Annotated in this window: 15 protein-coding genes and 1 tRNA gene; 10 read left to right on the top strand and 6 right to left on the bottom strand. The window is 66.5% G+C overall.

Annotated elements, in window-relative coordinates:
- Positions 1-3 precede the first annotated feature (3 nt).
- The 4 genes from QP457_RS08525 to QP457_RS08540 form a co-directional block, all read right to left on the bottom strand.
- Positions 4-510: a hypothetical protein gene (locus tag QP457_RS08525; RefSeq protein WP_180167560.1), complete on the bottom strand. Its 507-nt coding sequence runs from the start codon at positions 508-510 to the stop codon at positions 4-6.
- The gene (locus tag QP457_RS08530; RefSeq protein ID WP_099820128.1) at positions 507-1,907 is read right to left on the bottom strand and encodes a PhoH family protein; all 1,401 of its coding nucleotides are present in this window, start codon (positions 1,905-1,907) and stop codon (positions 507-509) included. Before QP457_RS08530 ends, QP457_RS08525 begins: the two co-directional genes overlap by 4 nt.
- A gap of 84 nt (positions 1,908-1,991) precedes the next feature.
- A complete protein-coding gene (locus tag QP457_RS08535; protein WP_205404702.1) occupies positions 1,992-2,471 on the bottom strand; it encodes a peroxiredoxin in 480 nt (159 codons plus the stop codon).
- Between the two features lie 91 nt (positions 2,472-2,562).
- Positions 2,563-3,123: a glycine cleavage system protein R gene (locus tag QP457_RS08540; RefSeq protein WP_025879444.1), complete on the bottom strand. Its 561-nt coding sequence runs from the start codon at positions 3,121-3,123 to the stop codon at positions 2,563-2,565.
- A 164-nt stretch (positions 3,124-3,287) separates the two neighbouring features.
- On the opposite strand from QP457_RS08540, the gene dapA reads away from it, so the two are divergent.
- Positions 3,288-4,181 (top strand): 4-hydroxy-tetrahydrodipicolinate synthase, encoded by an 894-nt coding sequence (gene dapA, locus QP457_RS08545; RefSeq protein ID WP_089240321.1) that lies wholly within the window; start codon positions 3,288-3,290, stop codon positions 4,179-4,181.
- A gap of 32 nt (positions 4,182-4,213) precedes the next feature.
- On the top strand, positions 4,214-4,729 hold the full coding sequence (locus tag QP457_RS08550) for a hypothetical protein (protein WP_100552172.1): 516 nt from the start codon (positions 4,214-4,216) through the stop codon (positions 4,727-4,729).
- Between the two features lie 236 nt (positions 4,730-4,965).
- Here QP457_RS08550 and fdxA read toward each other — a convergent pair whose 3' ends face one another.
- Positions 4,966-5,289 (bottom strand): ferredoxin FdxA, encoded by a 324-nt coding sequence (fdxA, locus tag QP457_RS08555; RefSeq protein ID WP_005409054.1) that lies wholly within the window; start codon positions 5,287-5,289, stop codon positions 4,966-4,968.
- A gap of 186 nt (positions 5,290-5,475) precedes the next feature.
- Here fdxA and QP457_RS08560 point away from each other — a divergent pair, with 186 nt between their 5' ends.
- Positions 5,476-6,900: a sugar porter family MFS transporter gene (locus QP457_RS08560; RefSeq protein WP_205404701.1), complete on the top strand. Its 1,425-nt coding sequence runs from the start codon at positions 5,476-5,478 to the stop codon at positions 6,898-6,900.
- A gap of 463 nt (positions 6,901-7,363) precedes the next feature.
- On the opposite strand, the gene QP457_RS08565 is transcribed toward QP457_RS08560, so the two are convergent.
- Positions 7,364-7,438 (bottom strand) — tRNA-Glu (locus tag QP457_RS08565).
- Positions 7,439-7,487: 49 nt separating this feature from the next.
- Between QP457_RS08565 and pcnB the strand changes: the two genes are divergently transcribed.
- The 7 genes from pcnB to pgi all read left to right on the top strand — a co-directional run bounded on the left by pcnB (position 7,488) and on the right by pgi (position 13,582).
- Positions 7,488-8,867: a polynucleotide adenylyltransferase PcnB gene (gene pcnB, locus QP457_RS08570; RefSeq protein ID WP_100552174.1), complete on the top strand. Its 1,380-nt coding sequence runs from the start codon at positions 7,488-7,490 to the stop codon at positions 8,865-8,867.
- 3 nt (positions 8,868-8,870) lie between these two features.
- Positions 8,871-9,356, top strand: a complete 486-nt coding sequence (folK, locus tag QP457_RS08575; protein ID WP_205404700.1) for a 2-amino-4-hydroxy-6-hydroxymethyldihydropteridine diphosphokinase — start codon at positions 8,871-8,873, stop codon at positions 9,354-9,356.
- A 34-nt stretch (positions 9,357-9,390) separates the two neighbouring features.
- Positions 9,391-10,206: a 3-methyl-2-oxobutanoate hydroxymethyltransferase gene (gene panB, locus QP457_RS08580; protein WP_089240331.1), complete on the top strand. Its 816-nt coding sequence runs from the start codon at positions 9,391-9,393 to the stop codon at positions 10,204-10,206.
- Positions 10,203-11,042 (top strand): pantoate--beta-alanine ligase, encoded by an 840-nt coding sequence (panC, locus tag QP457_RS08585; RefSeq protein WP_205404699.1) that lies wholly within the window; start codon positions 10,203-10,205, stop codon positions 11,040-11,042. Before panB ends, panC begins: the two co-directional genes overlap by 4 nt.
- A gap of 66 nt (positions 11,043-11,108) precedes the next feature.
- A complete protein-coding gene (locus QP457_RS08590; protein WP_205404698.1) occupies positions 11,109-11,603 on the top strand; it encodes a hypothetical protein in 495 nt (164 codons plus the stop codon).
- Positions 11,604-11,690: 87 nt separating this feature from the next.
- Entirely contained in the window at positions 11,691-12,071 is a 381-nt protein-coding gene (gene panD / locus QP457_RS08595; protein ID WP_100552178.1) for an aspartate 1-decarboxylase, read from the top strand.
- Complete coding sequence (pgi, locus tag QP457_RS08600; protein ID WP_205404697.1) at positions 12,068-13,582, top strand: glucose-6-phosphate isomerase; 1,515 nt, start codon at positions 12,068-12,070, stop codon at positions 13,580-13,582. The genes panD and pgi overlap by 4 nt, the downstream gene beginning before the upstream one ends.
- The last annotated feature ends 50 nt before the right edge of the window (positions 13,583-13,632 follow it).

The following is a 13,632-nucleotide window of genomic DNA, read 5'->3' on the forward strand; positions in this document are numbered from 1 at the left end:
CCCTCAGGGCCCGCCGAAGCCGCCGTTGAACTGCAGCTCGTTGAAGGTGCCGCTGGCCGGATCGAAGACCGCGCCCCAGAACTGCGCGCCACCATCGCAGACCCGCACCGCTTCGCGGGCGGGCCGCAGACGGTTGTCTTCAGGCAGGTGGAACGCGTTGATGTAGATCACCCGCTTTCCGTCCAGTTCGATGCCGACGTACTGGCGATCGAAGTCCATGACATGCGGCACCTGCGTTTCCAGCGCTGACAGCTTCGCTTCCAGCTGGTCCACCTGCTGCCGGCTCGGTGCCCAGTAGCCGCTGACCCGCCCGGCCTCGCGGCCGGGGCTGGGGCGCGAGCAGGTGTCGAGCACCTGCGCGGCGATGATCGGGCGGGTGACCACCCAGGACTGGCCACTGCGTTCGGTGGTCGGCACGCTGGCCGGTCCCTGCGTGGTCGCGCAGGCACCGAGCAGCGTGGTGATGGCGACCGCCATCGATGGCAGCAGCAGACGGGTGCAACGGTTCACAACACCTCCGACGCGTAATCGGCCAGCCGCGAGCGTTCACCGCGACGCAGCGTGATGTGCGCGCTGTGTGGCCAGTTCTTGAAGCGGTCCACGGCGTAGGTCAGGCCCGACGTGGTTTCGGTCAGGTAGGGGGTGTCGATCTGTTCGACGTTGCCCAGGCAGACGATCTTGGTGCCGGGGCCAGCACGGGTGATCAGCGTCTTCATCTGCTTGGGCGTCAGGTTCTGCGCCTCGTCCAGGATCAGGTAACGCGACAGGAACGTACGGCCGCGCATGAAGTTCATCGAGCGGATCTTGATGCGGCTGGCGAGCAGGTCGTTGGTCGCCTGGCGGCCCCAGGTGCCGCCTTCCTGGTTGTGCGTCAGCACTTCCAGGTTGTCGGTCAACGCGCCCATCCACGGCGTCATCTTCTCTTCCTCGGTGCCGGGCAGGAAGCCGATGTCCTCGCCGACGCTGACCGTGGCGCGGGTCATGATGATCTCGCGGTAGCGCTGCTGGTCCATCGTCTGCGCCAGGCCGGCGGCCAGCGCCAGCAGGGTCTTGCCGGTGCCGGCGGTGCCGAGCAGGGTGACGAAGTCGATTTCCGGGTCCATCAGTGCGTTGAGCGCGAAGTTCTGTTCGCGGTTGCGCGCGCTGATGCCCCACACGGCGTGGCTGCCGTGGCGGAAGTCATCGACCAGGGACAACACCACCTTGCCATCGCCGACGATCTTGCTGACACGCAGCTCGACTTCGTCTTCGCCCGGCAGGTAGACGTACTGGTTCGGGTACCACTCCTCACCCTCCTGGGCGAGGACTTCGTAATGGGTGCGGCCCTTGTCGCTCCAGCTGCGCAGATCCTCGCCGTGGCGCTTCCAGAAGTCTTCCGGCAGCTCGGTGGCGCCGGTGTAGAGCAGGCTGAAATCGTCCAGCGCACGGTCGTTCTCGTAGTCTTCCGAAACGATGCCGGCGATGGCCGCCTTGATCCGCAGGTTGATGTCCTTGGAGACGAACACCACCGGGATTTCCGGTGTTTCTTCCTTCAGCGCCAGGATCGCGCCGAGGATGGCGTTGTCCGGGATGACCTTGCCAAAGCTCTTGCCCGCGTCGAAATGACTGGTCTGGAAGCGCAGCTTGCCCACGCTCTGTTTGCCGCGCAGCTGCAGGCCCTGCGGCCGCTGCAGCGGAATGCCCTCGGCCAGGTTGTCCAGGCCCGAAGCTTGCACCAGCTCGTTGAGGAAGCGGCTGACCTGGCGCGCATTGCGGCTCGCTTCGGTCGTGCCCTTCTTGCCGTTGTCCAGCTCCTCGATCACCTGCATGGGCAGGTAGACATCGTGCTCCTCGAATTTGAACAGCGCGGTGGGATCGTGCATCAGCACGTTGGTATCCAGCACGTAGATGCGCTTGCCTCGGGTCATCATCGGTTCCTGGTTACGGACAGGGAAAAACCACCACGACCTGCTGCAGGGCAGGGTGGTGGCGGACAAAGTGGGCGATGGGACTCACTTGGACGGATGGGCCTTCAGTTCGGCAAGCACGGCGTCGGCATGGCCGGCGACCTTGACCTTGCGCCATGACTGCACGATGCGGCTGTCGGGGGAAATCAGGAAGGTGCTGCGCTCGATGCCACGTACCTGTTTGCCGTACATGTTCTTCATCTTGATGACGTCGAAGGCGGTGCACAGCGCTTCGTCGGCATCACTGACCAGCGGGAACGCGAAGCCCTGCTTGGCACAGAAGTTGTCGTGGGACTTCACCGAGTCGCGGGAGACGCCAAGCACGGCCGCGCCCGCCTTCCTGAAGTCGGGCAGCAGTGCGTTGAAGTCGATGCCCTCGGTGGTGCAGCCCGGGGTGCTGTCCTTGGGGTAGAAGTACAGCACCAGCCACTGGCCGGCGTAATCGCCGAGGGTGGCCTGGGCGCCGCCGGACAGTGCCAGCGGCAGGGAGAGGGTGGTGCTGTCCAGGGTATCGCCGTTGTTCATGAGGTCCTTCTGTCGAGCCTGGGTTCTTTCTACGACAATTGCATGAAACGCCACGCGCCCGTGAGGAGCGCGCGAAAAATCCGGGTTTCAATCAGAACTTCATCGGGTCCATGATCGCGTCCAGGTTCAAGTGGTCGCAGAACTCGAGGAAATCGTCGCGCAGGGCAGCGATGTGCATGTTGGCCGGCACGCCGATGGTGACCTGTGCGCTGAACATCTCCGCACCGGTCTGCATGGCGCGGTAACGCGTGCTCTGCAGGGTCTCGATGGTGATGCCCTGGCGATCGAAGAAATCGGCCAGCTGGAACAGGATGCCCGGCTTGTCGGCGGCGATCACCTCGACGATGTACGGCAGCAGGTTGGACTGCGCCTGCTTGGCTTCGGTGCGGTACCAGACCAGCTTCAGGCCTTCCTCGCGCTCGAGCCGGGTCAGCATCGCTTCCAGCTTGGCGACCGAATCCCAGGAGCCGGTGGCCAGCGCGGTCACCGAGACATCGCGGCCCACGGTGGCCAGGCGTGCATCCACCAGATTGCACCCGCTGTCGGCGATGCGGCGGGTGACGGACAACAGGGGGGACTCCGGATGCGTCGTATAGGCGTTGATCAGGAGGTGGTTTTCGCTCGGCGCTGGGCGCGGGGTGGTGTCGGTCAAGGCGATTCCGGGTAATGCATGCGTTAGTCTGAATGCCCGCCAGAGGCGGGGATCCACCGGTGTCCAGCATACTTGCCCGTGCTTTCGCGCCGCAAGTAACATTCAGATCGCCCCCGGCCTTTCGTGGCGGGCGTTTTCCCTCCCCAGCCAAGAGCAGCACGTCCTTGTCCCTTTCCGGCCTCATCACCGCGCTGGCGACCCCCTTCCGGGCCGACGGCGCACTCGACCCCGACGGTTGGCAGCGCCTGCTGCACCTGCAGCTGGAGGGCGGCGTCCAAGGCGTTGTCGTTGCCGGCTCCACCGGCGAGGCAGCCACCCTGTCCGATGCGGAGTATGACCAGCTGCTGGCCAGCGCGGTCGAACGCATCGCCGGCCGCGTTCCGGTCCTGGCCGGCACCGGCCTGTCCGGCACCGCCAAGACCATCGAGCAGACCCGCCGCGCCGCCGCGCTCGGTGCCACCCACGCTCTCGTGGTCACACCGCCGTACGTGCGGCCGACCCAGGCCGGCTTGATCGCGCATTACCGCGCGGTCGCCGACCAGGCGGGATTGCCGGTGGTGCTGTACAACGTGCCCGGCCGTACCGGCTGCGACATGCTGCCGGAGACCGTGGCCGAGCTCGCCAGCCATCCGAACATCGTCGGCATCAAGGAAGCGGTGGGTGATACCGGCCGCGTGCGCGCGCTGCTGGACCTGCGCAGCGCGACCTTCGCCGTGCTCACCGGTGATGACGGCACTGCCGCACGTTCGATCCAGGCCGGCATGGACGGCCTGATCTCGGTTGGCTCCAACGTGCTGCCCGGCGCCTACCGCCGGATGTGCGACCTGGCCGCTGCCCGCGACCATGAAGCCGTCGAATCCTGGGATGCGCGCCTGCAGCCGTTCCATGACTTCTGCGGTATCGAATCCAACCCGATTCCGGTCAAGGCGCTGTTGCGTCGGATCGGCATCGGTCACGATCTGCGCCTGCCGCTGCTGCCGCTTTCGGCAGCACACACGCCTGCCGCCGACCATCTCGCCGGCGATATCGCCGCCCTCGAAGCCCTTTCCAGCCACTGACCTTCCGTCTTGGTCTGATCCAGGAGATTCACATGCGCCAATCCGTTTCTGCCGTCCGCGTGCTGTCCTTCGCGCTCCTTGCCGTCGCCACTGCTGCCGGCACCACCGGTTGCTTCAAGCGTGGCGTCAAGGGCGACTACGCCCTGGCCCCGGAAGTGCGTCCGCTGGAAGTGCCGCCGGACCTGAACCTGCCGGCAGGCGCCGGCAACAACCAGGTGCCGACCCTGAGCTCGGCGACCAAGCCGGCCGCTCCGGCCGCCGCCGCTCCGGCGGTCAGCGCCACCGGCTTCACCATTGCCGGCACCAAGGAAGACGCCTTCGCCAAGGTCGGTACCGCGCTGGAAGGCGTGGAAGGCCTGACCATTGCCACCCGCGCGCAGCTGCTGGGCTCGTACGACGTGGCCTATGAAGGCAGCAACTTCCTGGTCCGCGTGGTCGCCGTCGACGCCGGTGCGTACATCTCCGCAGTCGACCCGCGTGGCCTGCCGGCCACCGCCGCAGCGCCGGTGAAGCTGATTGCCGCACTGAAGGCGAAGCTGGCCCCGTAATGGCTGGGCCGGTGGGTACGGACCTGCGGGTTCGTGCCTGCCGTGGTAGAGGCTGACCTTGGTCGGCGCTTTGTGCCAACCGAGGTTGGCAGCTACCAAGGCAAGAACGGAAAAGGGCGCCCTGGGCGCCCTTTTCATTGCCTGCTGGTTGGTGCCTGTCGTGGAAGAGGCCGACCTTGGTCGGCGCCTGCATGCCAACCAAGGTTGGCAGCTACCAAAGCAGCGTTGCCGGCGCCTCAGCGCTCCAGCAGCTTCAGCTTGTCGGGCTTGCCGTCCCACTCACCGGCATCGGCCGGCGGGTCCTTGCGCACGGTCAGTACCGGCCACTCCTTCGCCAGTTCTGCATTGAGGGCGACGAAACCTTCCTGACCAGCGGGAACATCGTCTTCCGGGAAGATCGCGTTGACCGGGCACTCGGGTTCGCAGAGGGTGCAGTCAATGCACTCGTCCGGGTCGATCACCAGGAAGTTCGGGCCTTCGTGGAAGCAATCCACGGGGCACACTTCCACGCAATCGGTGTGTTTGCACTTGATGCAGTTTTCGGTGACGACAAAGGGCATGGGTAGGGGGCGAATCGCTTTCTGAACCTGCCAATTCTAGAACAGGTTGGCCCCCGCTGCCGGTTGCCGTGTGAAAGTGGGGCAGATTGGCGCCCCTAATGCCCATTTGGCGGCATGCCCGCCCTGTGCGACGCTGCCAAGGCCGCCGGCCCGCTTCGGTCGGCCCCCTTCCTTGCAGGATCCTTCATGTCGCCAGTCCAGCCCGGTGCCGCCTCCAATGGCGGTGAGAACACGGCCTTCATCGTCCTGATCAGTTGCGCCGCCACTCTTGGTGGTTTCCTGTTCGGTTTCGACAGTGGCGTCATCAATGGCACCGTCGACGGTCTGCGCCAGGCCTTCAACTCCAGCGAGGCCGCGCTCGGCTTCGAGGTGGCCTCGATGCTGCTGGGGTGCGCGATCGGCGCGTTCGCAGCCGGCTGGCTGGGTGACCGGCTGGGACGTCGCGGCGTGCTGATCGGGGCGGCCGTGATGTTTCTGGTGTCGGCGCTGGGTGCCGGCGCCGCACATGCGTCCTGGTTGTTCGTCTGCGCGCGCGTGCTCGGCGGATTCGCCGTCGGTGCGGCCAGCGTGATGTCGCCGGCCTACATCGCCGAAGTCGCGTCGGCGCGCTATCGCGGCCGGCTGGCGACCGTGCAGCAGATGGCGATCATTTGCGGCCTGTTCGCGGCGTTCCTCAGCAACTATCTGCTGGCCAGGGCCGCAGGCGCCTCGACCGAGCCGCTCTGGCTGGGGCAGCAGGCATGGCGCTGGATGTTCTGGATGCAGGCGCTGCCGTCGCTGCTGTTCCTGCTGCTGTTGCTGGTGATCCCGGAGAGCCCGCGCTTCCTGGTGATGAAGGGCCGGCAGGCGCAGGCGAGGGCGGTGCTTGGCCGGCTGTACGGTGAGCGTGTCGCGGTGAACAAGCAGGCCGAGATCGAAGCGAGCCTGGCCCAGGACCAGCACAAACCGCGATTCGGCGACCTGCTCAACAGGGCTACCGGCAAGTTGCGCCCGATCGTCTGGGTCGGCATCGGCCTGGCGATGTTCCAGCAGCTGGTCGGCATCAATGTGGTGTTCTATTACGGCGCCGTGTTGTGGCAGGCGGTAGGTTTCTCGGAAAGCGATGCGCTGCTGATCAACGTATTGTCCGGTGCGCTGAGCATCGGCGCCTGCCTGCTGACGGTGCTGCTGATCGATCGCATCGGCCGCAAGCCGCTGCTGTGGGTCGGTTCGGTCGGCATGTCGGTGGCGCTGGTGCTGATGGTGGTCGCCTTCGCCAGTGGCAGCCTGGTCGATGGTCGCCTGCAGCTGTCCGACGGCATGGGCCGGTTGGCGCTGGTAGCGGCCAACGTCTACGTGGTGTTCTTCAACATGTCCTGGGGCCCGGTGATGTGGGTGATGCTGGGCGAGATGTTCCCGAACCAGATCCGCGGCCCAGCGTTGGCGGTGGCCGGTGCGGCGCAGTGGACGTCGAATTTCGCGATCACCGTGACCTTCCCGATGCTGCTGGCCGGCATCGGCCTGGCCGGTGCGTACGGCATCTACACCGTCGCCGCGATCCTCTCGATCATCTTCGTCGTCCGCTACGTGCGCGAGACCAAGGGCAAAGAGCTGGAGCAGATGGAAGGCTGACGGCTCGGCCTGGGTTTCAGCGCCTCCCTGTTCCGAGGGGAGGCGGCAGGCCGGCCGCTCCAGGACACGCCGTAAACCCATCCATGGTGCTCGATGGCGCCATCCATGGCGCCAACGGTCCTGGAGCGGCCGGCCTGCCGCCTCTCGACAGATCGCGGATAGCGGATAGCGGACGCAGGCAAGCGCGTCGGGGTTGAATTTGTTTCGGAGGAGCGAGGCTGTTCTTGCCGCCGTCGCGGGAAATTGTCAGGAGGGGGCGGGCCACCCTTTCCTGGACCGTTGGCGCCAAGGATGGCGCCATCGAGCACCATGGATGGGCTTTGGCGTGTCCAGGAAAGGGTGGCCCGCCCCCTCCCGCGCAGGAACAGGGAGGCGCCAAAGCGACCACGCCCGTTGGAATCGAGAATCCGGAAAACAGAAAAGCCCGCACAAGGCGGGCTTTTTCGGTTCCTGCTGCGGCGACTGGTGCTCCCTAGGGGACTCGAACCCCTGTTTTAGCCTTGAGAGGGCCACGTCCTAACCACTAGACGAAGGGAGCAGTGTGTCGCTGCCGGTGCAGGAGCGCTAGTATATGCACCTCGATGCCATTGGGCAATCCCGAAACTTCAACCGGAAGCGCCAACATCATTTCCTCTGCTACATCACCGTTCAGCCTGCGCGTCATCCCGCGCGACCAGCACACGATCTCCCGCAAGGACATCAGCCCGAACGCTTTGCGCGTGCTTTATCGACTGCGCGATGCCGGCTTCGGCGCCTACCTTGTCGGCGGCGCGGTGCGCGATCTGCTGGTCAATGGCCAACCCAAGGATTTCGACGTGGCCACCGATGCCACGCCCGAACAGGTCAAGCAGTTGTTCCGCAACTGCCGCCTGATCGGCCGCCGTTTCCGCCTGGCCCATGTTGTGTTCGGCCGCGAGATCATCGAAGTCGCCACCTTCCGTGCCAACATCGATGACGGCAGCGGCGACCGCGAGATGGAAAACGGCATGCTCGTGCGCGACAACGTGTACGGCAGCATCGAAGACGACGCCATCCGCCGCGACTTCACCTGCAATGCCCTGTACTACGCCATCGAGGACTTCTCGGTGCGTGACTACACCGGCGGCTTCGAAGACGTGCAGGCACGCCTGATGAAGCTCATCGGCGACCCGGTGCAGCGCTACCAGGAAGACCCGGTGCGCATGCTGCGTGCGGTCCGCCTGGCGGCCAAGCTCGGCTTCCAGATCGAAGAGGGCACCGCTGCACCGATCCCGCAGCTGGCCGGCCTGCTCAATGAAGCCGCACCGGCGCGCCTGTTCGAAGAAGTCCTGAAGCTGTTCCTGTCCGGGCACGGCGTGGCCAGCTTCGAAGGACTGGAACGCTATGGCCTGTTCGACGTGTTGTTCCCGGAAAGCGCCAAGGCGCTGAAGTCGAATCGCACCGGCGCGCTGCGCCGCATGCTGATCGAAGGCCTGGCCAACACCGACGCACGCGTGGCCAACGACGAGCCTGTGTCGCCGGCGTTCCTGTTCGCGCTGTTGCTGTGGCCGGCCTATTGCCGCGCGCAGGCAACCCTGCTCAAGCAGGGCGTGGCACCGGAAGAGGCGCAGCGTCGCGCCGCCGACCGCGTCACCGTGCAGCAGTTGAGCACCATTGCATTGCCGCGCCGTTTCTCGCTGCCGATGCAGGAGATCTGGCTGCTGCAGGCGCGCTTCAGTTCGCGCCAGCGCAAGCGCGTGATGCGCACGCTCAGCCATCCCCGTTTCCGTGCCGCCTTCGATTTCCTGGCCCTGCGCCAGGTGGCATCGGCAGAGCACGAAGCCGACGTCGCGTTCTGGCGCGAAGCGCAGGCGCAGTCCGGGCATGAGCTGGATTCGTCGCTGGATTCGCTGCACAGCGAGGCCGGCGATGAGGAGGGTGGGGCGCCGCGCAAGCGTCGTCGTCGCCGTCGTCGTCCGGACGGCGCAGCTGCCGGTGCTGCCGAGTAATCCATGACCGGTGCCTGGATCGGGCTGGGCGCCAATCTTGGCGACGCAGCCAACACCGTCCGCGCGGCCATCGCCGCGCTGGGCGACCTGCCCGGAACCCGGCTGACGCAGGCGTCGCGGTTGTACGCGACGCCGGCATGGGGAAACGAGGACCAGCCGCCCTTCGTCAACGCGGTGGCCTCGGTCGACACCGATCTGTCCGCTGTCGAACTGCTGCAGGCCATGCTCGCGCTGGAGCAGCGCTTCGGCCGCGTACGCGACCCTGCCGTGCACTGGGGCCCGCGTGCGCTGGATCTGGACCTGCTGCTGTTCGGCGAGCAGGTGCTGGACCTGCCCGAGCTGAAAGTGCCGCATCCCTACCTGCACGAGCGGGCGTTCGTGTTGGTGCCGTTGGCCGAAATCGCCGCCGATCTGGCCATTCCCGGCCATGGCCGCGTGCGGGATGCAGTGATGCGGGTGGATGCCTGCGGGATCGCGCCGTTAGGGTGATAATGCCCGGGTTATCTCCCCCGGTTATCAGCACATGAGCACCCACGCAGACAGCAAGCCCTGGACCGTTCCCGCCCTGGCCGAGGCCAAGCGCAATGGTCAGAAGCTGGTCATGTTGACCGCCTACGACGCAGGCTTCGCCCGCACGTTCGATGCCAATGGTGTCGACCTGATCCTGATCGGCGATTCGCTGGGCATGGTCGTGCAGGGCCACGATTCGACCCTGCCGGTGACCGTCGCCGACATGGTCTACCACACCCGCGCGGTCGCCCGCGTGCTGCAGCGCGCGCTGCTGATCGCTGACCTGCCGTTCGGTGCCGATGCGACCCCGGAACGCGCGCTGGATGCTTCGCTGCAGCTGCTGCAGGCAGGCGCGGAGATGGTCAAGATCGAAGGTGCAGGCTTCAAGGTCGACATCATCCGTTACCTGGTCGAGCGTGAGATTCCGGTCTGCTCGCACCTGGGCCTGACCCCGCAGTCGGTGCTGCGCCTGGGTGGCTTCAAGATCCAGGGCCGTGGCGATGCCGCGCGCCAGCTGGTGGAAGACGCCAAGGCCGTTGCCGAGGCGGGCGCCAGCATCATGGTGCTCGAATGCGTGCCGACGCCGGTTGCCGCTGCCGTCACCGCTGCCGTTCCCGTGCCGACCATCGGTATCGGTGCTGGCCCGCAGTGCGATGGCCAGGTGCTGGTGCTGCACGACTTCCTTGGCCTGGACAGTGGCCACCGTCGTCCGAAGTTCGTCAAGGACTTCCTGGCCGAAGGTGGCTCGGTGGCCGGTGCCACCCGCGCCTACGCCGATGCCGTGCGCGATGGCAGCTTCCCCGACGAAGAGCACGCGTACGCCCAATGATCCAGACCTTCAACGAACTCGGTGCACTGCGCGCGCAGATCGCGCAATGGAAGGGCGAGGGCCTGCGCGTGGCGCTGGTGCCGACCATGGGCAACCTGCATGGCGGGCACCATGCGCTGATCACCCTGGCAAAGCAGTACGCCGACAAGGTCGTGGCCAGCATCTTCGTCAACCCGACGCAGTTCGGGCCGAACGAGGATTTCAGCCGCTATCCGCGCACCCCCGAAGCCGATGTGGCCGGGCTGGAGCAGGTGGGCTGCGATGCGGTGTGGCTGCCCAGCGTCGAAGCGATGTACCCGCTGGGCGTGGACAAGACCACGCAGATGCATGCGCCCGGCGTCAGTGAAGTGCTGGAAGGCGCCAGCCGCCCGGGCCATTTCGATGGCGTGTGCACGGTAGTGGCGCGGCTGTTCCTGCAGGTGCAGCCGGACGTGGCCGTGTTCGGTCGCAAGGACTACCAGCAGCTGGCGGTCATCAAGCAGATGGTGGCCGAGCTGTCGTTCCCGATCCAGATCGTCGGTGCCGAGATCGTGCGGGATGAGGATGGCCTGGCCAAGAGCTCGCGCAACCAGTACCTCAGCGCCGAGCAGCGCCCGTTGGCGACCACCCTTCATCGCACCCTGCTGGGCATGCGCGAAGGCTACGTGGCCGGGCAGACGCGCACGCAGATCGAGGCCGAAGCCACGGCGGCGCTGCAGGCGGCCGGCTTCCAGGTGGATTACGCGGTGCTGCGCACCCCGGAGCTGGCCGAACCGACCTTTGATGGCGGTGGCCGCGTGGCCCTGATCGCCGCCCGCCTGGGCACCACCCGGTTGATCGACAACCTGGAGTTCTGAGCCGCATGCGGCTCAGGGGCGCCCGCAGCGGGCGCCTCTCACCTTCCCATGGACGGGAGACCGGAAATGAATACCCCCACCACTACCGGCTGTCTTGCCCGGGCCTCGATCCTGGCGGTACTGGCCGCCGGCATGGTGCCTGCCCAGCTGATGGGCGGCCTGTTGTTCGCGCTCGACTTCGCGCGTACGCCCGTACCGGCACTCACCGGCGGTGCGCTGATGTTCGTGCTGGGCGTGTGCAACGCCATCGCGGTGTTGCTGCCGATGGCGCTGATCCTGCAGTCCCAGCGGCGTCTGCGCCGGACCGCCTTCCTGCTCGTGGGGTTCGGTCTGGGCGCGCTGGCCATGGCGACCTGTGCCTGGCCGGGCGCGGACAATGGTCCGCTGCTGCAGCGCCTGCGCTATGTCGATACCTTCGACGTGATCAGCTACGGCCTGTTGGTGCTGGCCGCGGGCGGCTTCGGCCTGGTCGCCGGGCTGGCCTTCCATACGGTGTTCGGCCTGTCGCTGCAGGGCGCCTGCGGGCATGCCCCGTCAGCGCTACCGGTCGAGGGCGCCTGAACGGTCTTCAGCGTCCCGTCCCAGCCCCCTGATGACGGCCAAGCGGGTGCTAGAATCCGCTCTTTCCTTTGCCGTTGCAGCGCCCCCATGCACCTGTCCCTGCTCAAGACCAAGATCCACCGCGCCACCGTCACCCATTCCGAGCTGAACTACGAAGGCTCGATCGCCATCGATGACAACCTGCTGGCCGCCACTGGCATCCGTGAATTCGAGCAGGTGCACATCTGGGACGTGACCAACGGTGCGCGCTTCTCGACCTATGCGATCCGCGCCGAAGCCGGCAGCGGCATCGTCTCGCTCAACGGTGGCGCCGCGCGCCACGTGCAGGTCGGTGACATCATCATCATTGCCGCCTTCGCCAGCATGACCGAGCAGGAAGCCGACAGCTTCAAGCCGAAGCTGGTGTACGTTGATGGCAACAACCAGATCTCCCACACCAACGACACGATCCCGACCCAGGCCGCATGACAACGAACAACGGATTCGACTCGCTGCATTCCCACGCCCAGCGCCTGAAGGGCGCAAGCATTCCCGGCCTGCTCGCCGCCGAACCCGGCCGTGTACAGGACCTGGCGCTGCGGGTCGGTCCGTTGTATGTCAACTTCGCCCGGCAGAAATACGATGCCGCGGCGTTGCAGGCGCTGTTGGCGCTGGCTGCCGAACGTGATGTCGGCGGTGCCATCACGCGCCTGTTCCGTGGCGAGCAGGTCAACCTGACCGAAGGCCGCGCCGCGCTGCATACCGCGCTGCGCGGTGATGTGGTCGATGCGCCGGTGGCGGCCGAGGCCTATGCCACCGCGCGCGGCATCCGCCAGCGCATGGGCGTGCTGGTGCGCGCGCTGGAAGACAGTGGCGTGACCGATGTGGTCAGCGTCGGTATCGGCGGTTCCGATCTCGGTCCGCGTCTGGTCGCCGACGCGCTGCGTCCGGTCACGGGTGCACGCCTGCGCGTGCATTTCGTGTCGAACGTGGACGGCGCCGCCATGCAGCGCACGCTGGCCACGCTGGATCCGGCGAAGACCGCCGGCATCCTCATTTCCAAGACCTTCGGTACCCAGGAAACCCTGCTCAACGGCCAGATCCTGCACGATTGGCTGGGGGGCAGCGAACGCCTGTACGCGGTCAGCGCCAATCCGGAACGCGCCGCCAAGGCCTTCGCCATCGCCGCCGAGCGCGTGCTGCCGATGTGGGACTGGGTGGGGGGCCGCTATTCGCTGTGGTCGGCCGTCGGTTTCCCGATCGCACTGGCCATCGGCTTCGAGCGTTTCGAGCAGTTGCTGGAAGGCGCCGCGCAGATGGATGCGCATGCGCTGGACGCGCCGCTGGAGCGCAACCTGCCGGTGCTGCACGGCCTGACCGACATCTGGAACCGCAATCTGCTGGGCCATGCCACGCACGCGGTGATGACCTACGACCAGCGCCTGGCGCTGCTGCCGGCGTACCTGCAGCAGCTGGTGATGGAAAGCCTGGGCAAGCGCGTGCAGCGCGATGGCCAGCCGGTCACCACCGACACCGTGCCGGTGTGGTGGGGCGGTGCCGGCACCGACGTGCAGCACAGCTTCTTCCAGGCCCTGCACCAGGGCACCAGCATCATTCCGGCCGATTTCATCGGCTGCGTGCACAACGACGATCCGTATACGGTCAACCACCAGGCGTTGATGGCCAACCTGCTGGCGCAGACCGAAGCGCTGGCCAACGGCCAGGGCAGCGACGATCCGCACCGCGATTACCCGGGTGGCCGCCCGAGCACGATGATCCTGCTCGACGCGCTGACCCCGCAGGCGCTGGGCGCCTTGATCGCGATGTACGAACACGCGGTGTATGTGCAGTCGGTGATCTGGAACATCAACGCCTTCGACCAGTTCGGCGTCGAGCTGGGCAAGCAGCTGGCCAGCGGCCTGCTGCCCGCTCTGCAGGGTGAGGATGTCGAGGTCAACGACCCGCTGACCCGTGAGCTGCTGGCCCAGCTGAAGGGCTGACGCGGGCGGGGAATGCCGCCGGGCATGGCCCGGCGCTACCCTTCGTTACG

This window comes from Stenotrophomonas sp. As-7, from assembly GCF_030291015.1.
GTDB classification, from domain to species: Bacteria; Pseudomonadota; Gammaproteobacteria; order Xanthomonadales; family Xanthomonadaceae; genus Stenotrophomonas; species Stenotrophomonas lactitubi.

Coding starts and splice junctions, on each gene's coding strand:
- QP457_RS08590 (WP_205404698.1), top strand. CDS start 11,109: ATGAATACCCCCACCACTACCGGCTGTCTTGCCCGGGCCTCGATCCTG.
- QP457_RS08560 (WP_205404701.1), top strand. CDS start 5,476: ATGTCGCCAGTCCAGCCCGGTGCCGCCTCCAATGGCGGTGAGAACACG.
- QP457_RS08530 (WP_099820128.1), bottom strand. CDS start 1,907: ATGACCCGAGGCAAGCGCATCTACGTGCTGGATACCAACGTGCTGATG.
- folK (WP_205404700.1), top strand. CDS start 8,871: ATGACCGGTGCCTGGATCGGGCTGGGCGCCAATCTTGGCGACGCAGCC.
- QP457_RS08535 (WP_205404702.1), bottom strand. CDS start 2,471: ATGAACAACGGCGATACCCTGGACAGCACCACCCTCTCCCTGCCGCTG.
- panB (WP_089240331.1), top strand. CDS start 9,391: ATGAGCACCCACGCAGACAGCAAGCCCTGGACCGTTCCCGCCCTGGCC.
- panC (WP_205404699.1), top strand. CDS start 10,203: ATGATCCAGACCTTCAACGAACTCGGTGCACTGCGCGCGCAGATCGCG.
- QP457_RS08550 (WP_100552172.1), top strand. CDS start 4,214: ATGCGCCAATCCGTTTCTGCCGTCCGCGTGCTGTCCTTCGCGCTCCTT.
- panD (WP_100552178.1), top strand. CDS start 11,691: ATGCACCTGTCCCTGCTCAAGACCAAGATCCACCGCGCCACCGTCACC.
- fdxA (WP_005409054.1), bottom strand. CDS start 5,289: ATGCCCTTTGTCGTCACCGAAAACTGCATCAAGTGCAAACACACCGAT.
- pgi (WP_205404697.1), top strand. CDS start 12,068: ATGACAACGAACAACGGATTCGACTCGCTGCATTCCCACGCCCAGCGC.